The sequence below is a fragment of the Actinomycetospora cinnamomea genome (genome assembly GCF_003096675.1).
GTDB classification, from domain to species: domain Bacteria; phylum Actinomycetota; class Actinomycetes; order Mycobacteriales; family Pseudonocardiaceae; genus Actinomycetospora; species Actinomycetospora cinnamomea.
This window is the reverse complement of the sequence record NZ_QEKW01000004.1, coordinates 127,546-152,142: the sequence shown is the minus strand read 5'-3', so window position 1 is coordinate 152,142 and position 24,597 is coordinate 127,546. Positions and strand designations below refer to the sequence as shown.

Below are 24,597 nucleotides of genomic sequence, written 5' to 3'. Positions count from 1 at the left end.
TCCTGGGGGCACCTGGAAATGGTCACGTGCCCCCAGGGCACCTACGCGGCGGCGTCCAGGGTGGCCACGGTCGCGCGGTCGAGCTCGAGGGCCGCCGCGGCGCAGTTCTCCTCGAGGTGCTCCAGCGAGCTGGTGCCCGGGATCGGGAGCATCACCGAGCTGCGCTGCAGCAACCACGCCAGCGCGACCTGGGCCGGCGTGGCGCCGAGGGCCTCGGCGGCGCGGGCCGCGGCGTGGCCCGGCTCGGCCAGCTTGCCGGCGTCGGCGGGCGCCCACGGGATGAAACCGATGCCGTGCTCGGTGCAGTGGCGCAGGACGTCGTCGGAGGAGCGGTCGACCAGGTTGTAGCGGTTCTGCACCGACGCGACGTCGACGATGCGCCCGGCCGCCTCGATCTCCGCGACCGAGACCTGGCTCAGACCGACCTCGCGGACCTTGCCCTCGCGCTGCAGGTCGGCGAGCAGCCCGAACTGCTCGTCGGCCGCGACGTGCGGGTCGATGCGGTGCAGCTGGAAGAGGTCGAGGGTCTCCACGCCGAGGCGGCGCAGGCTCATCTCGCACTCCTGGCGCAGGTAGTCCGGGCGCCCGCAGGGGATCCAGCGGTTCGGTCCGGTGCGCAGCAGGCCGGCCTTGGTGGCCACCGTGACCTCGCGGTACGGGTACAGCGCCTCGCGGATGAGCTCCTCGCTGACGTAGGGACCGTAGGAGTCGGCGGTGTCGACGAGATCGACGCCGAGCTCCACCGCGCGCCGCAGCACGGCGACCGCGTTGTCCGGGTCCTTCGGCGGACCCCAGATGCCCTCACCGGTCAGCCGCATGGCGCCGTAGCCGAGGCGCCGCACGGTGAGGGTCCCGCCCAGCGTGTAGCTGCCGGAAGCGGCGACCACGGTCTGCTCGTCGGTCATCTGCCCATCCTTCCCGACGGTGCAGTGTCACCGCCGTGGGAACCACTCTGGCACCCGCCGCGGCGCGGAGCGGGAGGTGGTGGCGCATCTCCCACCGACCGTCCGGTATGCCGTCTGCGCATGTCACATGGCGCGCAGCCATCGAGCCGTGAGCTCCAGGCCCTCCTCGATCCCGCGGGCACGGAGCCCCAGCGCGCGGGCCCCGTCGTCGCGCACCCGGTAGCCGCCCAGGTGGCCGTAGACCACCGAGCGGTCCGCGAACGGCGGCGCGTCCCCGTCGAGCTCGCTGCCCTCCGGCAGCGCGGTCACCCGGTGCGGGCTGCCGGTCAGGGCGCAGTAGGTGTCGAGGACCGTCGGGAACGACGCGACCTCGCCGCAGAGGACGTAGCGACGGCCGGTCTCCCCGTGCTCGAAGGCCAGTAGCTGCCCGGCCGCGACGTCCTCGGCGAGCACCCAGCCGATGCGGGTGTCGACGATGGCCCCGACCTCCCCGCGCGCCGCGGCCGCGAGCAGCCCGTTGTAGCTCCACGGCCCGCGCGGCGACGGCCCGTACACGCTGACCACGGTCGCGACGACGGCGTCGAGGCCACCGGCCGCTCCCCCGGCCGCGGCGTCGAGCACCACCGCCTCGGCCTCGGCCTTCGTCGTCGAGTACGTGTCGGTCAGCGCCGTGCCGCCCGCGGCGTCCTCGGCCACGACGCAGCCGGGGCCCGACGGGTCGGGCACGCAGATCGCCGCGCTGGTCGACGTGTGCACGAGCCGGCGCACGCCGGCGCGCCGGGCGGCCTCGACGACCCGGCGCGTGCCGCCGACGTTGAGCTCGTGCGCCTCGGGCCCCGGCGCACCGACCGCGGCGGCCAGGTGGAAGACGCCCTCGCACCCGTCCATCGCCCGTGCGAGGGCCTCACCGTCGGCGAGGTCCGCGGCCACCCGCTCGACGCCGTCGGGCAGGACGTCGGCGCGTGCCGGGTCGCGGACCACCGCCCGTACCGCGTGGCCCCGCTCGTGCAGCAGGGCCACCACGGCCGACCCGACGAAGCCCGTGGCACCGGTGACGAGGAACATCGGCGCATCGTGGCACGGACCGATCGCCGGGAGGCCCCCGATGAGTGCTGACGCCACCACGACCCGCGTCGTGCTGACCACCACCGACTCCGCCGACGAGGCCGAGCGCCTGGCCCGCCTGCTGGTCGACGCCCGGCTGGCGGCCTGCGTGCAGGTCGCCGGCCCCGTGCGCAGCGTGTTCCGCTGGGAGGGCGCGGTGTCGGTGGAGCCGGAGTGGCAGCTCTGGGTCAAGACCGACGCCGGCCGCGTCGACGACCTCACCGCCCGCCTCGTCGCCGAGCACACCTACGACGTGCCGGAGGTGCTCGTCCTGCCCGTCGTCGGGGGACACGGCCCGTACGTGAGGTGGGTGACGGAGGAGGTGGGGGCGCCCACCGGCGGTTAGCATCGGCAACGATGTCCTCGTCGCCCGCGGTCGCCACCGACCCGGCGGCGCTGCGCCGTGGCGAGCCCGGCTTCCGTCCGGTCGCCGTCGGCCTGTTCTTCGCCGGCTTCACCACGTTCGCGCTGCTCTACGCGACCCAGCCGCTGCTGCCCGCGCTGGTCGCGGCGTACGACACGACCCCGGGCACGGCGTCGCTGTCGGTCTCGGTGACGACCGCGGCGCTCGCCCTGGGAGTGATCCCCGCGAGCGCCCTGTCGGAGCGGTGGGGCCGGCGCCCGGTCATGGTGTGGTCGTTGACCGCGGCGGTCGTGCTCGGCCTCGCCGCCGCCGTGGCACCGGGACTGGAGCTCCTGCTCGTGCTGCGCGCACTCGAGGGGCTCGCGCTGGCCGGGCTGCCCGCGGTGGGCATGGCCTACCTCGCCGACGAGGTGCACGGCGAGCACCTCGGCGCGGCCATGGGTCTCTACATCGCCGGGAACTCGGTCGGCGGCTTCGGCGGCCGGCTGGTGGTCAGTGCCGTCGCCGACCTCACCGGGTCCTGGCGCTGGGCGCTCGCGGGCGTCGCGCTGCTCTCGGCGGCCTGCCTCGCCGCCTTCGCCGCGGTGCTGCCGCGCTCGCGCCGCTTCCGCCCCGCACCCGTCGGTCGGCGCGCGCTGCTCGGCGAGGTCCGCGCGCACCTCGCCGACCCCGTGCTGCGCCGCCTGTTCGCCGTCGGCCTGCTGGTGATGGGCGTGTTCGTCTGCGCCTACAACTACGTGACGTTCCTGCTGCTCGGTCCGCCCTTCCGGCTGCCCGCGCTCCTCGTCGGCGCCGTGTTCGTGCTCTACGCGCTGGGCACCGCGACCTCGACGCGTGCCGGGCGCCTCGCCGACCGCCTCGGGACGCGCACGGTGCTGCTCGGCGCCGTCGCGGTCGCCGCCCTCGGCGCCGCGGCGACGCTGACCTCGTGGCTGGCCGTGGTCGTCGCCAGCCTCGCCCTGCTCACCGTCGGGTTCTTCGCCGCGCACACCGTCGCCAGCGCGCAGGTCGGGCGCCGCGCCGCGCACGGCCGGGCAGTGGCGTCGGGGCTCTACCTGGGCGCGTACTACGTCGGCTCGTCGGTGGGCGGGACCCTCGGCGGCATCGCCTACGGCCTCGCCGGCTGGCCCGCGACCGTCGGGTTCATGGTCGCGCTGCTGGGGCTGGCCGCCGTCGTCGCGGTCCCCGTCGGGCGGTGACGCCACGCGGTTGACGCCGCCTTTACGCCTCGGTCATCGGAGGGCCACTGCGTGCTGCGTCACTGGACGGACCGCCACCACCGGCCCGCCCTCGCGGAGGTACGTGACCATGACGCTCGCACGGGACCCCGAGACCACCCGTCGTGACCTGACGATCGTGCGCGGCGCGTGCCCCCACGACTGCCCCGACACCTGCGCGATGCTCTACCACGTCGAGGACGGCCGCCTGGTCGACGTCACGGGCGACCCCGAGCACCCGATGACCCGGGGCGGGCTCTGCGTCAAGCTCAAGGACTTCCCCGAGCACCATTACCAGGCCGACCGGCTGCTCCACCCGATGCGCCGTGTCGGGCCGAAGGGTGCCGGGGAGTTCGAGCGGATCACCTGGGGCGAGGCACTCGACGACATCCGGGCGCGGTGGACGGACATCATCGCCGAGCACGGACCGCAGGCGATCATGCCGCACGCCTATCTGGGACACCAGGGTGTGATCAACGGGCTGACGGCGGGCGATGCGTTCTTCAACCGTCTCGGCGCGACCGTCGCCGAGAAGACCTACTGCGAGTCGGGCTCGTCGACGGCCTGGCACATGACCGTCGGCGGCACCGGCGGGCTCGACATCGAGTCGATGGCGTACGCGAAGTACATCGTCGTGTGGGGCATGAACATGACGAGCACGAACCTGCACGGCTGGCCGTTCCTCCTCGAGGCGCGCAGGAAGGGCGCCAAGATCGTGGTGATCGACCCGGTGCGCACCCGCACCGCCCGGCAGGCCGACTGGCACATCCGCATCCGGCCCGGCACCGACGGCGCCCTGGCGATGGGGCTCATCCACGAGATCGTCGTGCAGGGGCTGGTCGACACCGACTACGTCGAGCGCCACACCGTCGGCTTCGACGAGCTCGCCGAGCGCGCGGTGCACTACCCGCCCGAGCGGGTGGAGGAGATCACGGGGGTGCCTGCCGAGGACGTGCGCGTCCTGGCCCGCGAGTACGCCACCACCCAGCCGGCCGCGATCCGGCAGGGTGTCGCCATCGAGCGCAGCCGCGGCGGCGGCCAGGCGATCCGGGCGATCACCTGCCTGCCCGCGCTCGTGGGGGCATGGCGGTACGTCGGCGGCGGCACGATGGAGATGCCGATCTGGGAGTTCCCGACGAAGTTCGACGCGATCTGCATGCCGCAGTGGATCCCCGAGGGAACGCGGGTGATCAACGAGCTGGACCTCGGCATGGCACTGACCGGCGAGATGGAGCTCGACCCGCCGATCCGATCGCTCTTCGTCTACAACTCCAACCCCGTCTCACAGGGCCCGGCGCAGGCCAAGACGATGGCCGGCCTGATGCGCGACGACCTCTTCACCGTCGTCAGCGACCACTTCGTCAACGACACGGCCAAATTCGCCGACCTCGTGCTGCCGGCGACGATGCAGGCCGAGCAGCTCGACATCATGGTCACCTGGGGGCACCTCTACATCTCGCTCAACCAGCCCGCGATCGACCCGCCCGGCGAGTGCGTCCCGAACTCCGAGCTGTTCCGTCGGCTCGCCCGGACCATGGGGTTCACGGACGACTACTGGGACCGCACCGACGAGCAGATGCTCCGCGACTTCCACGACTGGGACGCCCCCGCGTTACGGGGCATCACCTACGACTCGCTCAAGGAGACCGGCTGGGCCCGACTCGACGTCGGGCTGCCGCACGAGCGCGCGCCGCACGCGGAGGGGAACTTCCCGACGCCGTCGGGCAAGTGCGAGTTCCGCTCCAGCCTCGCCGAGGGCGGCAACTTCGTCGTCCCGGTCTGGCGCTCGATGTACGAGGCGATGCAGCCGGGCGACGAGCTCGACCCACTGCCCGATTACGTCCCGCCGTTCGAGTCGCCCGGCTCCGCGCCGGAGCTCGCGAAGCGCTACCCGCTCAGCATCGTGTCGCCGAAACCCCACGCCTTCCTCAACAGCCAGTACGCGAACGCCGAGAGCAAGCAACGGGCCCAGGGCGACCAGCGGGTATGGATCCACCCCGAGGACGCCGCCGAGCGCGGGATCGTCGACGGCGAGATCGTGCGGGTGTTCAACGACCGCGGGCAGTTCTCCGGCCCGGCCGTGCTCGACGACGTCGTCATGAAGGGCCTCGTCATGGCCCACGTCGGGCACTGGCAGGACAAGGCGTCCGGGTGCACCGTCAACTCGATCACGGCGGACCGCCACAACCAGTTGGGCAACGCCGGCGTGTACTCCGACAACCTCGTCGAGGTCGAACGCGTCGCCACCGACCTCACCCAGACGCCGCCGGCCGGACTCTGAGCGGGCCGTGACCGCATCGGCCGTGCCCGCTCCCTCAACCGCACCGTGCGCTCCGCCCCCGCCACGTCGCACACTGCAGGTCATGGCCTGCCGTGGAGTCGACGTGGTGTCGGGGCGGAGCGTCGCCGACGCGATGTTGGCGCGCCCAAAGGTGGGCACGGCGGACCTGACCGTCGCCGGCGCCCGCGCCGAACTCGCCGACGACCACGTGCACGCCGTGCTGCTGGTGGACGCCGGCGTCCTGGTGGCGGTCGTGGAGCGGGCCGACCTCGCCGACGCTCCGGACACCGACCCCGCGCGACGGTACGGCCGGCTCGGGGACCGCGTCGTGCGTCCCGGTGAGGACCTCCTCGAGACCTGGCGCGCGATGGTGGCCACGCACCGGCGGCGGCTCGCCGTTGTCGACGCGCAGGGCGTCCTGCTCGGCCTGCTCTGCCTCAAGCGCAGCGGGCGGGGGTTCTGCGCGCAGACCGACGTCGACGCCCGCGCCAGGGAACGCGCGGACACCTCCGCCTGACGCCTAACCCCGGGCGATGTCGCTGAAGCGGCTGTAGTGCAGCTGGTGCGCCACGGTGATCGTCGCCGTGGGGCCGTTGCGGTGCTTGGCGAGGATGAGGTCGGCCTCCCCGGCGCGCGGGTCGTCGCGCTCGAAGGCGTCGGGGCGGCTGATGAGCATGACCATGTCGGCGTCCTGCTCCAGCGACCCGGACTCGCGGAGGTCGGAGAGCATCGGCTTCTTGTCGGTGCGCTGCTCGGGACCACGGTTGAGCTGGCTGATCGCCACCAGCGGGACCTCGAGCTCCTTGGCCAGCAGCTTGAGCTGACGGGAGAACTCCGAGACCTCCTGCTGGCGGGACTCGACCTTCTTGCCCGAGGTCATCAGCTGCATGTAGTCGAGAATGATCAGCTTGAGGTCGTGACGCTGCTTGAGCCGCCGGGCCTTCGCCCGGATCTCCATGATCGTCATGTTGGGCGAGTCGTCGATGAACAGCGGCGCCTCGCTGATCTCGCTCATGCGCCGGGCCAGCCGCGTCCAGTCGTCGTCGGTCATGGTGCCGGAGCGCATGTCGGCCAGGCGGATCTTGGCCTCCGCCGAGAGCAGGCGCATGACGATCTCGGTGCGGCCCATCTCCAGGGAGAAGAACGCCGAGGTCAGGCCATGTTTTATACTCGCCGACCGAGCAAAATCCATTCCCAGGGTCGAATTGTGCGTCGGGACCAACGACCGCCCCGCGAGGTAGAGGTGTGCGTCGTTGTCGACCTCGACGCAACGCACGGGCACCGACGGCACCGGCCGGACATCGACCACGTAACGGAGCCGGGTGCGTGTCTCGTCGGCGGCCCGACGACGCTCCTTGTGAGCGACGCGCTTGCGCTCCAGGCGAAACACCTCGTCAGCCGTGGAGAAGGTCACGAGGTAGGCCGTGCTCGTCGCGACGCTGCGGCCACCCACGGCCTTCGTGACCGTCGAGCAGCGCATGCCCAGGCTGCTGATGAGCTCTGCGACGTCGGCGGCCAGCCGGGCGTTGGTGACCGCGAACTGGACCACGCCGGTCGGGAGGACCGTGCCGTCGGTGTCGAGGAGCCCGGCGAGCAGGGCCCGACGCTGCCCTTCCGACGCCCGCAGGTACTCGACGGGGATGTGCTTGTCACCCAGGACACCGAGCGTGCGCAGGCGCGCCTGGACCGTGCCGTGGTGGTCACGGCAGTCCTGACAGCGGACGAGACCGCACGAAGGACCCCCGCAGTCGGGGCACCTCGGTGCAGGCACCGGCGCGGAGAGGAACCGGGCGCGGCCCCCACACGACCGGCCGCACGTGCGGACCTGGGAGGTGGCCGGCCGGAACGTCGCGCCGCACACCACACACTCCCGCTCGGGCGGCGATGGATGAGCAGGCAGGCGCAGGCCGTAGCGCAGCCGTCCGACGAGGGGCGCCTCGAGGCCCTCCGCCTCGACGTGTGCGGCGATCTCCGGGTCGGCGCTGGTGAAGGACGCCGACGCCGACGTCCCGTCACCGAGCCAGACGCCGAGGGCGTACGGGGGGACCAGCAGCTCCCGGTCGGGAAGCTGGAGGGGCGCTGCGGTCCGCACCGAATGGTTGATCCGGCGGTCGGCCGTGGCGCACCGCAGCGTCGCCGCGATCTCTCCTGTGGTCCGCACGCTCGCGGAGACGCGTGGAGAGCGTCGTGACGCCCGGGTGTCGGTGAGCCACTGGTGCGACTCGTCCGCGACGATCACCGTGCCGTCGGAGAACTCGACCTCGTAGCACGGCCGGTCGTGCATGACCTCCGTCGCGGCCACGACCCGCGTCGGCCGGCCCGCCGCGTCGAGCAGCTCGTCGCCGACCGCCACCTCTCCCATCGAGGTCCACCCGGCCGGCGTCGCCAACGGAGTGTCCAGGGCGAGCGCCTTCCCGATTCCCGGCCGGGCCGCGACGATGATCATCTGGCCGGCGTGCAGGCCGTTGGTGACGTCGTCGAGGTCGGTGAAACCGGTGGGTACGCCGAACGAGACGCCGCCGCGCGAGGCGATGGCGTCGATCTCGTCCATGGTCGGCTGCAGGACGTCCTCGAGGGCCACGTAGTCCTCGGTGACGCGCCGGTCGGTGACCTCGTACACCGCGGCCTGGGCCCGGTCGACGACATCGTCGGTGTCGGCGCCCTCGGCGCCGTGGTAGCCCAGCTGCACGATGCGCGTGCCCGCCTCGACGAGGCGTCGCAGGATCGCGCGGTCGGCGACGATCTCGGCGTAGTAGCCGGCGTTGGCGGCCGTGGGGACCGTGGCGATCAGCGTGTGCAGGTAGGGCGCCCCGCCGATGCGCAGCAGCTCGCCGCGGCGCTCGAGCTCGGCGGAGACGGTGACGGGGTCGGCCGGCTCGCCGCGCCCGTAGAGGTCCAGCACGCACTCGTAGATCGTCTGGTGGGCCGGGCGGTAGAAGTCGTCGGGCTTGAGCATCTCGACGACGTCGGCGATGGCGTCCTTGCTCAGCAGCACCGCCCCGAGCACCGACTGCTCGGCCGGGAGGTCCTGCGGCGGCTGCCGGTCGAACTCCGCGGGCGTGGCCCCCGGCCGCTCCGGACCCCGTCCGGACGTCCCCCGATCGTCCAGCACCGCCACGACTGCTCCCTCCGCTCGCACCGACCGGCGGCGCCGGCACGGCTCGCTTCCGTCGAACACCCGTTCTAGCAGCGCCCACCGACAGCCCCGCCGCACCGGCGGTGCGGTGTCGACGACGGCAGCCGTCACGACCGCGCCGACGGCACGCTAGGGCCCCGTCGACGGCGGCCCAAGCCGGTCCTGGGGATGCCCTGGGGACAGAGCCGGGATCGGTCCACCGGGCACACCCCCGCCGTGGGCACACACCTGGGGACAACCTGTTGGCAACCGCTCCTGTCGAGACGTCACCGCAGGTCAGCGGGTTGTGCGCAGTGTGGACAACAAGTGGATGGACGACGCCGCGGCGCGCCGCGGACCGCGTGTCGCCGGTGTGTTCACCCGCTCGCGCAGCGTGTCGAGCCGAGCGGCGGGCCCCGCTCGCCGGGCGGTGACCCCGGTGATCCACCGAAGGACACGGACACCGGGTCCCGGCATCCGGGGGAGCACGCCGAGAGGGCCCCGCCGCTGACGTGAGCGGGCCCCGGACACACGTCGGGCCCGGCACCGCATGGCGGTGCCGGGCCCGAGGTGGGGTGGGTGCGGGCGGGCGACGGCGCGGAGCTCGCCCGTCGGCGCCGTCAGGCGCCCTGGACGTCCAGCGGGAGGTCCACGGCGACATCGGGGTGCAGGCGCACGGTGACCGTGTGGTCGCCGGTCGACTTGATGTGCCCGGCGATGTCGACGAACCGCTTGTCGAGGTTCGGACCGCCCTGCGAGCGGACGGCGGACACGACGTCGGCCGGGGTGATCGAGCCGAACAGACGCCCGCCCTGACCGGCCTTGCCGGTGACGGTCACGGTGCCCAGGCCCTGGATCTGGCCGGCCACCTCCTTGGCGTGGTCGAGGTCGCGGATCCGCTTGCCCTCCTGGGTGCGGCGGATCGTCTCGACCTGCTTCTGCGCACCGCGGGTGGCGACGATGGCCAGGCCGCGGGGCAGCAGGTAGTTGCGGCCGTAACCGTCCTTGACCTCGACGGTGTCGCCGGGCCCGCCGAGGTTGGCGACGTCGGCCGTGAGGATGAGCTTCACGTCGGCCTCCCTCAGCGCGCGGTCGAGGTGTAGGGCAGCAGGGCCATCTCCCGCGAGTTCTTGACCGCGGTGGCCACGTCGCGCTGGTGCTGGCTGCAGTTGCCCGACACCCGCCGCGCGCGGATCTTCCCGCGGTCGGAGATGTACTTCCGCAGGAGGTTGGTGTCCTTGTAGTCGATCAGCTGGTTCTTGTCCTTGCAGAAGGTGCAGACCTTCTTCTTCGGCTTGCGCACCGGCGGCTTCGCCATGGTGTGTCTTCTCCTGGAGATCCTGAGCAGAACCGGGTGGTGAACGAGGTCTAGAAGGGGGGCTCGTCGTCGTAGCCGCCGCCGGAGGAGCCGGCCGCGGGGGCCGAGGCCCAGGGGTCGTCGCCCCCGCCCGACCAGCCGCCCCCGCCGGAGCCGCCGGAGCCGCCGGAGCCGGAGGCCCCGCCGGAGCCGCCGTAACCGCCGCCCCCGTTGCCGCCGCCGTAACCGCCGCCCCCGGAGCCCCGGGAGGCCTTGGTGACCGACGCGGTGGCGTACCGCAGCGACGGGCCGATCTCGTCGACCTCGAGCTCGATGACCGTGCGCTTCTCGCCCTCGCGCGTCTCGAACGAGCGCTGCTTGAGGCGGCCCTGCACGATCACCCGCGTGCCGCGGGTGAGCGTCTCGGCGACGTTCTCCGCGGCCTGGCGCCAGATGTTGCAGCGCAGGAACAGCGCCTCGCCGTCCTTCCACTCGCCGCTCTGGCGGTCGAAGGTGCGCGGCGTCGAGGCCACGGTGAAGTTCGCGACGGCGGCGCCCGACGGCGTGAACCGCAACTCCGGGTCGGCGGTGAGGTTGCCGACCACGGTGATGACGGTGTCGCCGGCCATCAGTTCGCCTTGCCCCGGCGCCCGGCGAAGGCGGGGTCGCGGCGCATGACCTTGGTCCGCAGCACGGACTCGTTGAGCGCGAGCTGCCGGTCCATCTCCTTGACGGTGGCGGGCTCGCAGTTGACGTCGAGGACGGCGTAGATGCCATCGGCATGCTTGTCGATCTCGTAGGCGAGGCGACGGCGGCCCCACACCTCGACGTTCTCGACCGTCCCGCCGTCCTTGCGGACGACGTTGAGGAACGTCTCGAGGGACGGGGCGACGGTGCGCTCGTCGAGGCTCGGCTCGAGGATCACGACCAGTTCGTAGTGGCGCACGAGATCCACTCACCTCCTGTGGGCTGGCGGCCACGGACGATCCGTGGCAGGAGGGTCTCGGTCCGACCAGGCTACCGAAGGGGCCCGGCCACGCCCTCACCAGGTCCGACGCAGCACCCGCGCTGGCGGTTCCACCGCCCGGCGAGGGGTCAGGCGGGGACGGGCGTGCGGCCCACCGCGGCGGGCTGGTCGGCGTCCACCGTGTCCACCGTGTCCACCGTGTCCACCGTGTCCACCGTGTCCGCCCGGTCGCCGGCCACCGCGACGTCCGCCGCGGTCCGCCCGCCGTCCGCGGCGGGCTCCTCGACCTCCTCGGCCTCCTCGGCCTCCTCCGCCACGGGCGCCGTCACCGGCGACGGACGCGCGCCGCCACCCGCGCGGCCGAGGACGATCCGGCGCACGGTGAAGGCCGCGACTCCGGAGAGCACGAGAACCGCGAGGAGCGCGGGAACCCCGACCCCGCCGCGGGTCAGGCCGTCCACGGGCAGGGCCTGGACCTGGCTGGCGGTGGTCACGGCACTGGCGGGGTCGTAGCCGAGGTAGGCCGGTGCGCCGGCGCGCAGGCCCGGGAACGCCGAGCCGAGCAGCATGGTGGGGTCGTAGGCCGCGACACCCGGCGCCGGGCCGGTGGCCGAGCGCAGGAACGACGAGGGCAGCGCACCGAAGGCGGGCGCGAACGCGGGCGCCGCGGCGGCGGTCTGCTCCGGCGTGAGCGTCGGCGCGGCCGCCGTCTCGGTGGTCTCCGCGGCCTCCGCCTCGGTCTCGGCGGCCTCCGTCGCCTCGGAGGACTCGCGGGACGGGGTCAGTACCCGGCCGGTGGTCTCGCCGAGTCCCTCGGTGAGCTGGCGCGCCTGCGGAGCCGCCTGGGCGACCTGCTCGGTCACCGGCTCGACGACGGTCACCTGGACGCTGCAGAGGAGCCCGCCGATGAGCGAGGACAGCGTCTCCGTCGTCTCGGTGACCGTCTTGGTGATCGGCCCGCCGACCGCGGGGATCAGCTTCACCTGCTGGCCCGGCTCGGCGCGCACGGTGTCGCCGCAGCGCGCCTCGACGACGTCGTCCGGCGCGGCGGTCGCGGATCCGGCACCGAGGAGCAGCGAACCCGTCACCAGCCCGCCGGCGAGGAGGGCGGTCAGCAGACGGGGAGCACGCAGGGCCATGGACGGACCTTTCTGGCAAGAACCCGGGGGTGCCGGTCCGACCCCATGGGGGAGTGGGCCGTCCCGGCGGCACGTCGAACCCAACGAGCGAGTAACCCGGTGGTGACGGCCACCCTCACCCGGCTGCCGCAGTCCTCGCGGAGCGACACGCGAGGCGGCGCGGGAGCGCCCTCATCGTGGGACTCCAGTCCGCCGTCGACCACGTCCGAACAGCCCCGCCACGGCGTCCAGGATCGCGTCCGCGCGGGCGAGCAGGGTCGTCCGGTCGGGCGCCCCGTCGAGCACGCCCCCGTCCGGGTCGTCCAGGCCGCGGGAGAACGAGGGATCCCGCGGCGTGCGGACCGGATCGTCCTCGGGACGCAGCACCGATCGCACGATTAGCGCGGCGACCACGAGCACCGCGACGTCGCGCACGATCACCGCGCCGTAGAACCACGGCGCGGGCAGGCCCTTGGCGTCGGTGCCGAGGTAGTAGTACATCCGCGGCGCCCACACCAGGGCGTCCAGCACCATCCACGCCAGCAGCGGGCGCCAGCGCGGGTAGGCCAGGACGGCCAGCGGCACGAGCCACAGCGAGTACTGCGGGCTCCAGACCTTGTTGGTCAGCAGGAACGCGACGACGACGAGGAACGCGATCGCGGCGAACCGCGGGCGTCGGGGCGCCCGGACGACGAGCACCGCGATCGCCAGGCAGCACAGGGCGAACAACAGGGCGCTGACGGCGTTGAGCACCGACGGCGCCCGCCCGGGCGCGAGCGGGCCGTCGAAGCCGCTCCAACCGGTCAGGCCGGCGACGATGTTGTAGAGCGAGTCGGGATCGGCGCCCCGCTCGGAGTTGAGGCGGAAGAACTCCCACCACCCGTCCGGCGCGGCGATCGCGACGGGCAGGTTGAGCAGCGACCAGGTCAGCACGCCGGCCGCCGTCGCCTGCCCCCACGCCCGCATCCGTCCCGCCCGCAGGCACAGCAGGAGCAGCGGATAGAGCAGGAAAAGCGGGTAGAGCTTCGCGGCCGCGCCGACGCCGAGGACCACCCCCGCCAGCACCGGACGGCGGCGGGCCCACGCGAGGATCCCGAGGGTGGCGCCGGCGACCGCGAGCGTGTCGAAGTTCGTGAAGGCGTGCACCGCGACCAGCGGGGACACCGCGGCGAGGGCGGCGTCCCAGGGACGTCCGGGCCGCAGCCGCACGACCGCCCAGATCGTCACCAGCCACGCGAGCGCGAGCCAGAACGCGGACAGGTCGAAGTAGACGACCACCGGCAGCGCGCCCGGCAGCAGGCCCGCCCCGGCACCGGCCAGCCACACGTCGGCGAGGCGGGCGTTGGCCCACTGGAAGAACCCGGTCAGCACCGGGTACTCCATGTAGCGCACCTGCTCGCTGCCGTCGTCGCGCCGGTCGACCCATGACGTCACGTAGGGCACGCCGCCCACGTCGAGGCGCTCGGCGGTGTAGAGCGGGACGGTGTCGGAGTAGCACATCGCCACGTACTGGCGGCCGTCGCGCCAGTCGAGCTCGAGCCCGCGCTCGCCGGGGTACTGCTGCAGGCACGGCGCCTTGGCGAACCACGCCAGGGCGAGCACGACCACCCCGAGCAGCAGCACCACCCGCAGCGGCGTGAGGAAGCGGGCACGGCCCGCCACGGCGTGCTCGCCGAGCGGACCGCCGACCACGGCCGACACCGACGCGACGAACGGGTCCTCGTGCGTGGGTCGGACCCGCTGGTCCGGGCCCAGTGAGGCGGGGTCGTGCGTGCGGGCGCGGCCGGAGCCCGCGGCGCGGGTGGGGGCGCCGCTCATCGATCAGCCATCGGTCCCGTCGCTGCCGCTGCTGTCACCACCGCTGTCGCTGTCGCTGCCGCCACCTCCGCCGAGGCCACCGCCTCCGCCCCCGAAGCCTCCACTGCCAGCAGCGCCGTCACCGCCGCCGCCTTCGCCGCCCCCGTCGCCGCCGCCCTGGTCTCCGCCGAAGTACCCGCCACCGTCGCCGCCGTAGTACGGGTCACCGCCGTAGTACGGGTCGTCGCCGTACTCGTCGCCGCCCTCCTCGGGGTTCTGCGGCGGGCACGGTTGTCCCTCGACGCAGCCCGGCTGCTCGGGCGGCGCCGTCGGGGTGGTCTGGGGAGGCGTCCCGATGGGCCGGAAGTCGGAGAACTGCTCGACCGGGTCGCCGCTCAGGGCGTCGTTCATGAAGCCCTGCCAGATCTGGCCGGGTACGCCGCGCCCGTAGATCGGTCGCCCGTCCCCGTTCTTGATCGGCGTGTTGTCGTCGGTGCCGACCCAGACCGCCGTGGAGATCGACGGGGTGAACCCGACCATCCAGGCGTCGTTGTTCTGGCCGTCGACCGAGGACTGCACGGTGCCGGTCTTGGCTCCCACGGGGCGGCCGCCGGAGAGCGCGATGCCGGAGTGGTCGGCGACCTGGAGCATCGACTCGGTGACGTTGCGGGCGACCTGCTGGGTCATGCGCTGCTCGCCGGCCGGGACGCCCGCGTCGTAGAGCACGCGCCCGTCGAGCGTGGTGACGCGGCTGACGAGGTGGGGCCGGTGGTAGACGCCGTCGGCCGCGAAGGTCGCGTACGCCGACGCCATGTCGCCGGGGCGGACCTCGCGGTCACCCAGCGCGATGCCGCCGCTGGGGTTCGGCAGCTCCGCCGAGACGCCGGCCTGGTGGGCCGCGTCGGCGACGCTCTGCGGCCCGACCTGCACGCCGAGCTGGTAGAAGACCGTGTTGATCGACTGCGTCATCGCCGTGCGCAGGTCGCAGTTCGGGCAGCTCTCGCCCTCGTTGTTCTCGACCTCGGTGCCCGCGATGGTCTGGGGGCTCGACCCGTCGAAGGTCGTGCCGAGACCGATCGGCGGGTTGCGCTCGAGCCCGGCGAGCAGCACGAACGGCTTGAACGACGAGCCCGGCTGACGCCGGGCCTGGGCGTAGTCGAAGCCCGAGCCGTCCTCGCCGCCGTAGTAGGCGAGGATCGCGCCGGTGCGCGGGTCGACCGAGACCAGCGACGTGCGCAGGTTCTGCGGCTGTCCCCGCAGCTGGCGCTCGACGGACTCCACCGCCTCGTCCTGCAGGCTCGGGTCGATCGTGGTGGTGACCTGGAGCCCCTCCTGGTTCACCTGCTGCTCGGTGATCCCGTAGGAGTTCAGCTCCGCACGCACGGCCGAGACGATGTGGCCGCGGTCGTTGTCCGGGATGCCACTGCGCCGCGGCTGCGGCGGGATCGTCGTCGGGAAGGTCTGCGCGCGCCGCTCCGCCGCCGGCAGCCAGTTCTGGCTGACCATGCCGTCGAGCACGAAGTTCCAGCGCTGCTCGGACATCGAGCGGTCCACCGCCGGATCCCAGCGCGACGGCGCCTGGATGAGGCCCGCGAGCACCGCGCCCTCGGAGACCGTGAGCTGGGAGACGTCCCTGCCGTAGTAGGCCTGCGAGGCCGCCTGGATGCCGTACGCCCCGCGACCGAAGTAGATCGAGTTGAGGTAGTTCTCGAGGATCTCCTCCTTCGACTGCTCCTGGGAGATCTTCGCCGCGATCACCACCTCGCGGTACTTGCGCCACAGCGAGTACTCGTCGCCGACCAGCACGACCTTCACGTACTGCTGGGTGATCGTCGACCCGCCGCCGACGCCGCCGGTCGCCTGGTTCCAGACCGCGCGCGTGATCCCGACGGGGTCGAAGCCCAGGTTCGAGTAGAACGAACGGTCCTCGGCCGAGAGGACGGCCTGCTGGACGTGCAGCGGGACCTGGGCGATCGGCACCTTGATCCGGTTGCCCTGCTCGGGGACGAGCGAGGCCAGTGACGACCCGTTGGCGTAGGAGATCGTCGCGACCTGGTTGTTGGCGGCGTCGTCCGGCGACGGCACGCGGAAGAAGATCCAGCCGACCGCGAACGCGAGCACGGGACCGAGCAGGAGCAGCCCGACGAGGACGTAGGCGACGCGGCGGATCCGGCGCCAGCGCGACCGGCGCGGGTCGGGCTCGGGCTCCTCGGGCGCTGGACGGCGCCCGTTGCCCGGCGGGTCGTCGCCACCGCCGCCCGGGCGCGTGGGCACCGGGGCGACCGCGGTGCCCGAGAGGCCGCCGGCGGCCATGGCGGCGCGCGAGGACCCACCCGTCGAGGTGGGCGCCATCGCCCGCGTCGCGCTCGCCCCGCGACCGGGGGCGACCTCGTGGGTCAGCAGGTGCCCGTCGCGCGTGGGGCCTCCGCCGTCGGGCGGGGTGACGGTGCCGACCGCGCCGCGCCGGGTGGCCGCGGCCGACCCGACGGGCCCGGCGGCTGCTCCGGTCGAGACGGTCGGTGCGTCGACGGGGCCGTGGCCGTGGGTGGGGTTCTGCGACGGCGGCACCGCGCGCCAGCCCGAGGGCAGGCCGTCCTCGTCCGGCCCGGGCGGCCGGGACGGACCGCCGCGACCGGGGCCGCCCTGGCCGTACGGGGGCTGCCCGTGCGGGCCCTGGGCAGCACGGCCGTGCGGCGGCCCGGGGCGCGACCCGGGCGGCGGATCCTGGGGCGGTCGGGAGGGTGGGTGGCCGGGAGGTGGGCCGCCTCGGGCGGGCCGGCCGTTCGGGGGCGGCCCGGGCGGGACGCCACGGTCGGGTCGCGGCGGGGGGGCGCCCGGGTGGGACGGGTCGGGACCGGAGGGCCGTGCGCCCCCGCGGTCCGTGCGCCGCTCGTCGTCCACCGATCGCCTCCCGGTGCCGGGTGGTTCTCCGGAGCGCCGTGGTGGCCCCCCGTCGGTCCCGGGGGGCCGTCACGCCCGTGCCGTCAGGTGGTGGCCGTCCGGCGTCGCCGGCGCCCGCCTCCCGACGCGTCGTCGGTCCCCAGGACGTATGACTGTACGAGGTGGTTCCATCGGCACCCGCGGCAGACCTCCACGACGTGCACGGTGAACTCGCTGATCGCATCGGCCAGACGACTGATCTCGTCGGCGGAACGAGCGGATCCGGCGGCCGCGCCAAGACGCTCACCGAAGATCCACAGGACCTCGGTGAGGGGTTCGCGGTGGCACACGGGGCACGTCCGGGCGGTGGGACGGCCGTGGTGGGAGGCGGCGCTGAGCAGGTAGGCCCCGGCGTCGCAGGCCTCCGCGGTGGGCACGCGTCCGGCGGCGACGCCGGCGAGCAGCGCGCGGCGCTGCAGGGCGTAGTCGACCACCTGGCGGGCTCCTGGCACGGCTCCAGCGTAGCCACCACCGCGCCCCCGCGTCCCCTCCTCGTGGCGGGCGCCGGTCCCGGGACGACGTGTGACGTGATCGTGGCTCGGCTACCCCTGATGTATCGCTCCGATACAGTTGGGCACGCTGTCCACCGGGGCGGCGAGGACGCGCGGGATCGGGGGTGGACGTGCTCGAGCTCGCCGTGCTCGGCCTCCTGCACGAGGCACCGATGCACGGCTACCAGCTGCGCAAGCAGCTCCACGCCCGCCTCGGCACGTTCCGGGCGTTCTCCTGGGGCTCCCTCTACCCGACCCTGCGCCGCCTCCAACGCGCCGGGCTGATCGCCGAGACCGACGAGTCCGCCGGCGAGACCGAGGACGGCGCCGAGCCCGCTGCGTCCGGCCGGTCGCGGGGCTCGTCGTGGGGTCGCCGGGGTCGCCGGGTCTTCCAGCTCACGGCCGACGGCAAGGACCGGTTCGACGAGCTGCTGGCCGAGGCCGGGCCGCAGACCTGGGACGACGAGAGCTTCGGCGTCCACCTGGCCTTCTTCTCCCGGACGCCCGTCGACGTGCGGATGCGCATCCTCGAGGGCCGGCGCCGGCGGGTGGAGGAACGCCGCGAGGGCCTGCGCGCGACGCTGTCCCGTGCCGGCGAGCAGATCGACCACTACACCCGCGAGCTGCACCGCATCGGGCTCGAGTCCACGGAGCGCGAGGTCCGCTGGCTCAACGAGCTCATCGACGCCGAGAGGTCCGCGGACGCCCCCGACGACGCCCCGTCGTCCGATACCGACGCCTGAGACCACAGGTCCGTCCAGCACCCACCCCAGGAAGAGTCGTAGAGGAGAACAGACATGGGTTCGGTCCGAGTGGCGATCGTCGGCGTGGGCAACTGCGCCGCGTCCCTCGTGCAGGGCGTGACCTACTACGCCGATGCCGACCCGGCCACCCGTGTGCCGGGTCTCATGCACGTCGACTTCGGCGGCTACCACGTCGGCGACCTCGAGTTCGTCGCCGCGTTCGACGTCGACGCGAAGAAGGTCGGCGTCGACCTCGCCGACGCCATCGTCGCGTCGGAGAACAACACCATCAAGATCGCCGACGTGGCGCCGACCGGCGTCACCGTCCAGCGCGGCCCCACGATGGACGGCCTCGGCCGCTACTACCGCGAGACGATCACCGAGGCCGACGGCGACCCCGTCGACGTCGTCACCGCCCTGCGCGAGGCGCGGGCCGACGTGCTGGTGTCCTACCTGCCGGTGGGCAGCGAGGAGGCCGACCGCTTCTACGCCCAGTGCGCGATCGACGCCGGCGTCGGCTTCGTCAACGCGCTGCCGGTCTTCATCGCCTCCGACCCGGCGTGGGCGCAGAAGTTCACCGACGCGGGCGTGCCGATCGTGGGCGACGACATCAAGTCGCAGGTCGGTGCCACCATCACCCACCGCGTCCTGGCCAAGCTGTTCGAGGATCGCGGCGTGCAGCTCGACCGCACGATGCAGCTCAACATCGGCGGCAACATGGACTTCCGCAACATGCTCGAGCGCGAGCGCCTGGAGTCCAAGAAGACCTCGAAGACCAACTCGGTGACCTCGCAGATCGAGCGCGACATGGGCGCGGGCAACGTCCACATCGGCCCGTCCGACCACGTCGCGTGGCTCGACGACCGCAAGTGGGCCTACGTGCGCCTCGAGGGCCGGGCCTTCGGCGACGTGCCGCTGTCGCTCGAGTACAAGCTCGAGGTCTGGGACTCGCCGAACTCGGCCGGCATCATCATCGACGCCGTCCGCGCGGCGAAGATCGCCATGGACCGGGGCATCGGCGGCCCGCTGCTCGCACCGTCGTCGTACTTCATGAAGTCCCCGCCCGAGCAGTACCGCGACTCGGTGGCCTACGACCGCGTCGAGGAGTTCATCCGCGGCGAGCGCGGCCCGGCCTGACCGGCCGACGACCGGCCGACGACCGGCACGGACACACGACGGGCCCCACCGGGAACCGGTGGGGCCCGTCGTCGTCGCGGGGTCAGCGCACCACGTTCACCAGACGCCCGGGGACGACGATGACCTTGCGCGGTTCCGCGCCCCCGAGCAGGTCGACGACCTTGGGGTCGGCGAGCGCCGCGGCACGGACCTCGTCCTGGCCGGCGGTGGCGGGCACGGTGATGCGCGAGCGGACCTTGCCGTTGACCTGGATGGGGTACTCGGCGGTGTCCTCGACGAGCAGCGCCGGGTCGGCCTCGGGGAACGGCTCGTACGCCAGCGTGTGCGGGTGACCCAGGCGCGACCACAGCTCCTCGGCCACGTGCGGGCACAGGGGGGCCAGCATCAGGACCAGCGGCTCGATCACCGAGCGCGGGGTGCCGCCGTCAGGGTAGGCCTTGGTCAGGTGGTTGGCCAGCTCGATGAGCTTGGCGACCGCGGTGTTGTAGTGCATCGCCGGCAGGTCGGTGCGCACGCCGTCGATCGCCCTGTGCAGCGCGGTCAGGGTGTCGCGGTCGGGCTCGACGTCGGCGACGCGCAGCTCACCGGTCTGCTCGTCGACCGCCAGGCGCCAGACCCGCTGCAGGAACCGGTGCGAGCCGACCACGTCGCGCGTCGACCAGGGCCGCGAGGCCTCCATCGGCCCCGTCGACATCTCGTAGAGCCGGAACGTATCGGCCCCGTAGATCTCGCACATCTCGTCGGGCGTCACCACGTTGCGCAGCGACTTGCCCATCTTCCCGTACTCCTGGCGCACGGGCTCGCCGTTCCACGTGAATCCGGTGGCGGAGTCCGCCGACTCGACGACCTCCTCGGCCGGCACGTACACGCCCCGCGCGTCGGTGTAGGCCCAGGCCTGGACGTAGCCCTGGTTGAACAGGCGGCGGAACGGCTCGGACGACGACACGTGGCCGAGGTCGAACAGCACCTTGTGCCAGAACCGCGCGTAGAGCAGGTGCAGCACGGCGTGCTCGACGCCGCCGACGTAGAGGTCGACGCCGCCCGGGTCGCCCGGCGCGCGCGGACCCAGCCAGTAGCGCTCCACGCCGGGGTCGACGAAGCGCTCCGCGTTGTGCGGGTCGAGGTAGCGCAGGTAGTACCAGCAGGAGCCCGCCCACTGCGGCATCGTGTTGGTCTCGCGGACGTACTCGGCGAACCCGCGCTCGGGGTCCGACGGCAGGTCCTCGGAGAAGCGCACCCACTCGCGGGCCCGCGCCAGCGGCGACTCCGGCGCGCTCTCGGCGTCGTCGGGGGCGTAGGTGCGGGGGGCGTAGTCCTCGACGTCGGGCAGCAGCACCGGCAGGTCCGCGTCGGGCAGCGCGCGCGGGATCGACGGGCCGCCGTCGGTCTCGCCGTCGGCGGCGTAGGCGACGGGGAACGGCTCGCCCCAGTAGCGCTGGCGGGAGAACAGCCAGTCGCGCAGCTTGTACTGCACGACGGCCTCGCCCGCGCCCTTCCCGGCGAGCCAGGTGGTGATCGTGGCCTTGGCCTCGTCGACCTCGAGCCCGTCCAGGCTGACCTCGTCGTTGGCGGAGTTGATCGCCGGGCCGGCGCCGACGTAGGCCTGGCCCCCCGAGCCCTCGAAGCCGGCCGGCGGCTGGACCGTCCGCCGGATGGGCAGGCCGAAGACCGTCGCGAAGTCCCAGTCGCGCTGGTCCTGGCCGGGCACCGCCATGATCGCGCCGGTGCCGTAGCCCATGAGCACGTAGTCGGCGACGAAGACCGGCAGCGGCTCCCCGTTGACGGGGTTGGTCGCCCAGGCGCCGGTGAACACGCCGGTCTTGTCGCGGGCCTCCTGGCGCTCGAGCTCGGAGCGCTGGGCGACGACCCGGCGATAGGCGGCGACGGCCTCGGCCGGGGTGGCGGCGCCGCCGGTCCACCGGCCGTCGAGCTCCTCGCCGGTCGGCGGCGACGGCCACGCGTCCGGCGTCAGCGCATCGACCAGCGGGTGCTCGGGCGCCAGGACCAGGTAGGTAGCGCCGAACAGCGTGTCGGGGCGGGTGGTGAAGACCTCGATCGACTGAGCCGAGGGGGCCGCTCCGCTCCGCTCCGCGTCGGGGCGGTCGACGGCGAACCGCACCTGCGCGCCCTGCGAGCGCCCGATCCAGTTGCGCTGCATCGTCTTGACCGACTCGGGCCAGTCGACCCCGTCGAGGTCGGCGGCCAGCCGGTCGGCGTACGCGGTGATCCGCATCATCCACTGCCGCAGGTTGCGCCGGAAGACGGGGAAGTTGCCGCGCTCGGAGCGCCCCTCGGCGGTGACCTCCTCGTTCGAGAGCACCGTGCCCAGCGCCGGGCACCAGTTGACCGGCGCGTCGGCCAGGTAGGCGAGACGGTGGTCGTCGAGGACGCGGTCCTGCTCCGGGCGGGAGAGCGTCGCCCAGTCGCGGCCGTCGGGCAGCGCGCGGATGCCCGCGGCCAGCTCCTCCTCGAGCTCCGTGATCGGCCGCGCACGGGCGGCCTCGGCGTCGTACCAGGAGCCGTGGATCTGCAGGAAGATCCACTGCGTCCACCGGTAGAAGTCGATGTCCGTGGTCGACACCGACCGGTGCTCGTCGTGCGCGAGGCCGAGCTGGCGGATCTGCTCGCGGTAGCGGGCGATGTTGGCCTCGGTGGTGGCCCTCGGGTGCGTCCCGGTCTGCACGGCGTACTGCTCGGCGGGCAGGCCGAAGGCGTCGAAGCCCATGGCGTGCAGCACCGTGCGCCCGGTCATGCGCAGGAAGCGGCCGAGGACGTCGGTGCCGATGAACCCCAGCGGGTGCCCGACGTGCAGGCCGGCGCCCGAGGGGTAGGGGAACATGTCGAGCAGGTAGAACTTCTCGCCCGCCGGCTCCGGGGCGTCCGGGCCGGGGTTGGCGACCGCGAACGTGCCGGCGGCCTCCCAGTGGTCCTGCCACCGGCGCTCGATCTGCCCGGCCAGCGCGGCGGTGTAGCGGTGCGGGGGCACGCCGGACGCGGTCTCGGCGCGGCTCGCCACCTCGGGCTCGGCGGTCACGGGGACTCCTCCTGGTCTCGACCGGTGGTCCCCGCTCCTGCGTGACCGCCCGGCCGGCACCCGCCCCGGCGTCCGCCGACGACCCGGGCGCCGCGCCCCGGCGGGGGGCACCGCGGATCCCGCGAGGACACCGGCGAGCCTACTCTGGGGGTGTGATCGTCCCGGCCCTGGTCCTGATGGTGGCGGCGCTCGTGGTGGGCGTCGTCGGGGTGCTCGCGTCCGTGTACCGGCTACCGCGCAACCGGGTCATCGGTGTGCGCACGGTGTGGACCATGAGCAACGTCGCCGCGTTCCGGCGCGCGAACCGCGCCGCCGCACCGGCGTTCGTCGGCGCCGGCGTCGTCGGCCTGGGCGCGGCGGTGGCCGCCCTGCTGGCGGCGACCACGCCCGCGGGCGTGGTGATGCTGGTGCTCGGCGGCATCGGGCTCGTCGGGCTGCTGGGGGTCGGCGGGGTCGTGGGTGCGCGGGTCGCGGCGGCCGAGGAGGCCGAGCACGAGGCCCTCGCCTCGTCTCCACCCGCCCCGTGCACGGCGGGGGAGCCGGAGCCCGAGCGCGCGACCTGTGCCCCGGCGGGAGCGTGCGGCGGGTCGTGCGCGATCTGCCCGCGGGCGCAGGCGGAGGCCTGAGCGCCGTCGATCGGGAGGGGCTCGCCGTGACGGGCGCCGTGGGACGATGAGGCGACGCGAGCTCACCGCCGCCGGCGTCGCGTGGGACGCCTGGCGCGCCGTCCGCGGGGGCCCGCCGGCGATCGCCGCGCGTCGGGCGGCGCGGCTGGACGCGGTGGTCCGGCACGCCCGCCGCGCCTCGCCCTTCTACGCCGAGCACTACCGGGCCCTGCCCGACGGTCCCGTCGACCTGGTGCGCCTCCCCCCGGTGCGGAAGCCGGGGCTGATGGCGCGCTTCGACGACTGGGTCACCGACCCCGCCGTGACCCGCACCGGGGTCGAGGCGTTCGTGGGCGACCCCGGACGGGTCGGGGAGGACTTCCTCGGGCGCTACGTCGTGTTCACCACGTCGGGGTCGACGGCGGAGCCGGCCCTGCTCGTCCAGGACCCCCGCGCCGTCGCCGTGATGACCGGCCTGACCTACGCCCGCTCCGCCGGGGTGCTGCCGCCCCGCCTGCTCCTCCGGGTCCTCGCCCGCGGAGCGCGCCAGGCGGCCGTGTTCGCGCCGGGCGGGCACTACCTGTCGGCGACGATGTTCGAGCGGCGTCTGCGGGCCAGGCCGGTGCGCCGGCGCTGGGCCCGGTACTTCTCCGTCCTCGATCCGCTGCCGCAGCTCGTCGCGCAGCTCGACGAGTTCCAGCCGGTGCTGCTGGGGACCTATGCGAGTGCGCTCGGGGTGCTGGCCGACGAGCAGGAGGCCGGCCGCCTGCACATCTCGCCGCTGGTCATCAGCAGCGGCGGCGAGGCCTTGACCCCGACCGTGCGGCGGCGGGCGGAGCGGGTGTTCGGCGCCGTCGTGGTGGACACCTACAACGCGTCGGAGGCGACGCCGCTGTCGCTGCCGTGTCGCCGGGGCCGCATGCACGTCAACGCGGACTGGTTCGTCGTCGAGCCCGTCGACGCCGAGGGGGCGCCGGTGCCGGACGGGCAGCGGTCGGAGACGGTGCTGGTCACGAACCTGGCCAACCACGTCCAGCCGATCATCCGGTACGAGCTCGGCGACAGCGTCGTCGTCGGCGCGGAGCCGTGCCCCTGCGGGAGCCCGCTGCCCACCATCACCGCCGAGGGGCGCACCGACGAGATCCTGCGGATCCCCGGGGCCGACGACGCCGAGGTCGCCCTCCTTCCGATGGCCGTGGCCACCGTGGTCGAGGAGACGCCGGGCGTGCGGGGCTACCAGGTCGTGCAGACCGCCCCGGCGACATTGGCCCTGCGACTGGACGTCGACCCGGGCGCCCGGCGGGACGAGGTCGGGCAGCGTGCCCGTGACCGCCTGGACGAGTACCTGCGGACGCAGGGGGCAGCGCCCGGCGTGGCGATCGAGCTCGCCGACGACCCGCCGCGGCCACATCCGCGGAGCGGCAAGCTCCGGCACGTCCTCCGGTCACTGCCGCCGTCGCCGCTCGGGTGATCCCCGCGCGG

The 24,597-nt window shown here is 73.7% G+C and carries 20 protein-coding genes; 8 read left to right on the top strand and 12 right to left on the bottom strand.

Translation table 11 applies throughout. The features are described from left to right. Positions 1-41: 41 nt before the first annotated feature. Entirely contained in the window at positions 42-905 is an 864-nt protein-coding gene (locus C8D89_RS09925) for an aldo/keto reductase (protein ID WP_116707961.1), read from the bottom strand. A gap of 123 nt (positions 906-1,028) precedes the next feature. Next, on the bottom strand, positions 1,029-1,970 hold the full coding sequence (locus C8D89_RS09920; protein ID WP_116707960.1) for an NAD-dependent epimerase/dehydratase family protein: 942 nt from the start codon (positions 1,968-1,970) through the stop codon (positions 1,029-1,031). A 40-nt stretch (positions 1,971-2,010) separates the two neighbouring features. Between C8D89_RS09920 and cutA the strand changes: the two genes are divergently transcribed. The 4 genes from cutA to C8D89_RS09900 all read left to right on the top strand — a co-directional run bounded on the left by cutA (position 2,011) and on the right by C8D89_RS09900 (position 6,388). Next, on the top strand, positions 2,011-2,355 hold the full coding sequence (cutA, locus tag C8D89_RS09915; RefSeq protein WP_116707959.1) for a divalent-cation tolerance protein CutA: 345 nt from the start codon (positions 2,011-2,013) through the stop codon (positions 2,353-2,355). Between the two features lie 11 nt (positions 2,356-2,366). Further along, on the top strand, positions 2,367-3,572 hold the full coding sequence (locus C8D89_RS09910) for an MFS transporter (RefSeq protein WP_116707958.1): 1,206 nt from the start codon (positions 2,367-2,369) through the stop codon (positions 3,570-3,572). 109 nt (positions 3,573-3,681) lie between these two features. Next, positions 3,682-5,871, top strand: coding sequence for a molybdopterin-containing oxidoreductase family protein (locus tag C8D89_RS09905; RefSeq protein ID WP_116707957.1), 2,190 nt, complete (start codon positions 3,682-3,684; stop codon positions 5,869-5,871). Between the two features lie 82 nt (positions 5,872-5,953). Then, positions 5,954-6,388 carry a CBS domain-containing protein gene (locus C8D89_RS09900; protein ID WP_133251861.1) on the top strand — a complete coding sequence of 145 codons (435 nt, stop codon included), beginning with the start codon at positions 5,954-5,956 and terminating at the stop codon, positions 6,386-6,388. A 3-nt stretch (positions 6,389-6,391) separates the two neighbouring features. On the opposite strand, the gene dnaB is transcribed toward C8D89_RS09900, so the two are convergent. The 9 genes from dnaB to C8D89_RS09855 form a co-directional block, all read right to left on the bottom strand. Continuing rightward, a complete protein-coding gene (dnaB, locus tag C8D89_RS09895; protein ID WP_116707955.1) occupies positions 6,392-8,989 on the bottom strand; it encodes a replicative DNA helicase in 2,598 nt (865 codons plus the stop codon). Between the two features lie 617 nt (positions 8,990-9,606). Next, positions 9,607-10,056, bottom strand: a complete 450-nt coding sequence (gene rplI / locus C8D89_RS09890; RefSeq protein ID WP_116707954.1) for a 50S ribosomal protein L9 — start codon at positions 10,054-10,056, stop codon at positions 9,607-9,609. 11 nt (positions 10,057-10,067) lie between these two features. Continuing rightward, complete coding sequence (gene rpsR, locus C8D89_RS09885) at positions 10,068-10,304, bottom strand: 30S ribosomal protein S18 (RefSeq protein WP_116707953.1); 237 nt, start codon at positions 10,302-10,304, stop codon at positions 10,068-10,070. A 50-nt stretch (positions 10,305-10,354) separates the two neighbouring features. Beyond that, positions 10,355-10,912 carry a single-stranded DNA-binding protein gene (locus C8D89_RS09880; protein WP_116707952.1) on the bottom strand — a complete coding sequence of 186 codons (558 nt, stop codon included), beginning with the start codon at positions 10,910-10,912 and terminating at the stop codon, positions 10,355-10,357. Continuing rightward, positions 10,912-11,238: a 30S ribosomal protein S6 gene (gene rpsF, locus C8D89_RS09875; protein WP_243417987.1), complete on the bottom strand. Its 327-nt coding sequence runs from the start codon at positions 11,236-11,238 to the stop codon at positions 10,912-10,914. Before rpsF ends, C8D89_RS09880 begins: the two co-directional genes overlap by 1 nt. 140 nt (positions 11,239-11,378) lie before the next feature. Continuing rightward, positions 11,379-12,389 carry a hypothetical protein gene (locus C8D89_RS09870; RefSeq protein ID WP_116707951.1) on the bottom strand — a complete coding sequence of 337 codons (1,011 nt, stop codon included), beginning with the start codon at positions 12,387-12,389 and terminating at the stop codon, positions 11,379-11,381. A 171-nt stretch (positions 12,390-12,560) separates the two neighbouring features. Next, the gene (locus C8D89_RS09865; protein ID WP_116707950.1) at positions 12,561-14,186 is read right to left on the bottom strand and encodes a glycosyltransferase family 87 protein; all 1,626 of its coding nucleotides are present in this window, start codon (positions 14,184-14,186) and stop codon (positions 12,561-12,563) included. Between the two features lie 3 nt (positions 14,187-14,189). Continuing rightward, positions 14,190-16,733: a transglycosylase domain-containing protein gene (locus C8D89_RS09860; protein WP_243418018.1), complete on the bottom strand. Its 2,544-nt coding sequence runs from the start codon at positions 16,731-16,733 to the stop codon at positions 14,190-14,192. Between the two features lie 416 nt (positions 16,734-17,149). Then, positions 17,150-17,557, bottom strand: a complete 408-nt coding sequence (locus C8D89_RS09855) for a DUF5318 family protein (protein ID WP_116707949.1) — start codon at positions 17,555-17,557, stop codon at positions 17,150-17,152. Between the two features lie 170 nt (positions 17,558-17,727). Between C8D89_RS09855 and C8D89_RS09850 the strand changes: the two genes are divergently transcribed. Then, positions 17,728-18,339, top strand: a complete 612-nt coding sequence (locus C8D89_RS09850; RefSeq protein ID WP_116708173.1) for a PadR family transcriptional regulator — start codon at positions 17,728-17,730, stop codon at positions 18,337-18,339. A 54-nt stretch (positions 18,340-18,393) separates the two neighbouring features. Further along, positions 18,394-19,476: an inositol-3-phosphate synthase gene (locus tag C8D89_RS09845; protein ID WP_116707948.1), complete on the top strand. Its 1,083-nt coding sequence runs from the start codon at positions 18,394-18,396 to the stop codon at positions 19,474-19,476. An 82-nt stretch (positions 19,477-19,558) separates the two neighbouring features. Here C8D89_RS09845 and C8D89_RS09840 read toward each other — a convergent pair whose 3' ends face one another. Further along, positions 19,559-22,492, bottom strand: coding sequence for a leucine--tRNA ligase (locus C8D89_RS09840; RefSeq protein WP_116708172.1), 2,934 nt, complete (start codon positions 22,490-22,492; stop codon positions 19,559-19,561). A gap of 170 nt (positions 22,493-22,662) precedes the next feature. On the opposite strand from C8D89_RS09840, the gene C8D89_RS09835 reads away from it, so the two are divergent. Beyond that, positions 22,663-23,136 (top strand): SdpI family protein, encoded by a 474-nt coding sequence (locus C8D89_RS09835; RefSeq protein ID WP_116707947.1) that lies wholly within the window; start codon positions 22,663-22,665, stop codon positions 23,134-23,136. Between the two features lie 46 nt (positions 23,137-23,182). Continuing rightward, positions 23,183-24,586, top strand: coding sequence for a phenylacetate--CoA ligase family protein (locus C8D89_RS09830; protein WP_116707946.1), 1,404 nt, complete (start codon positions 23,183-23,185; stop codon positions 24,584-24,586). The last annotated feature ends 11 nt before the right edge of the window (positions 24,587-24,597 follow it).

What these genes read in the sequence shown, in the direction of transcription:
- C8D89_RS09925 (WP_116707961.1), bottom strand. Translation starts at nt 905, where the DNA reads ATGACCGACGAGCAGACCGTGGTCGCCGCTTCCGGCAGCTACACGCTG.
- C8D89_RS09920 (WP_116707960.1), bottom strand. Translation starts at nt 1,970, where the DNA reads ATGTTCCTCGTCACCGGTGCCACGGGCTTCGTCGGGTCGGCCGTGGTG.
- cutA (WP_116707959.1), top strand. Translation starts at nt 2,011, where the DNA reads ATGAGTGCTGACGCCACCACGACCCGCGTCGTGCTGACCACCACCGAC.
- C8D89_RS09910 (WP_116707958.1), top strand. Translation starts at nt 2,367, where the DNA reads ATGTCCTCGTCGCCCGCGGTCGCCACCGACCCGGCGGCGCTGCGCCGT.
- C8D89_RS09905 (WP_116707957.1), top strand. Translation starts at nt 3,682, where the DNA reads ATGACGCTCGCACGGGACCCCGAGACCACCCGTCGTGACCTGACGATC.
- C8D89_RS09900 (WP_133251861.1), top strand. Translation starts at nt 5,954, where the DNA reads ATGGCCTGCCGTGGAGTCGACGTGGTGTCGGGGCGGAGCGTCGCCGAC.
- rpsR (WP_116707953.1), bottom strand. Translation starts at nt 10,304, where the DNA reads ATGGCGAAGCCGCCGGTGCGCAAGCCGAAGAAGAAGGTCTGCACCTTC.
- C8D89_RS09880 (WP_116707952.1), bottom strand. Translation starts at nt 10,912, where the DNA reads ATGGCCGGCGACACCGTCATCACCGTGGTCGGCAACCTCACCGCCGAC.
- C8D89_RS09870 (WP_116707951.1), bottom strand. Translation starts at nt 12,389, where the DNA reads ATGGCCCTGCGTGCTCCCCGTCTGCTGACCGCCCTCCTCGCCGGCGGG.
- C8D89_RS09865 (WP_116707950.1), bottom strand. Translation starts at nt 14,186, where the DNA reads ATGAGCGGCGCCCCCACCCGCGCCGCGGGCTCCGGCCGCGCCCGCACG.
- C8D89_RS09845 (WP_116707948.1), top strand. Translation starts at nt 18,394, where the DNA reads ATGGGTTCGGTCCGAGTGGCGATCGTCGGCGTGGGCAACTGCGCCGCG.
- C8D89_RS09830 (WP_116707946.1), top strand. Translation starts at nt 23,183, where the DNA reads ATGAGGCGACGCGAGCTCACCGCCGCCGGCGTCGCGTGGGACGCCTGG.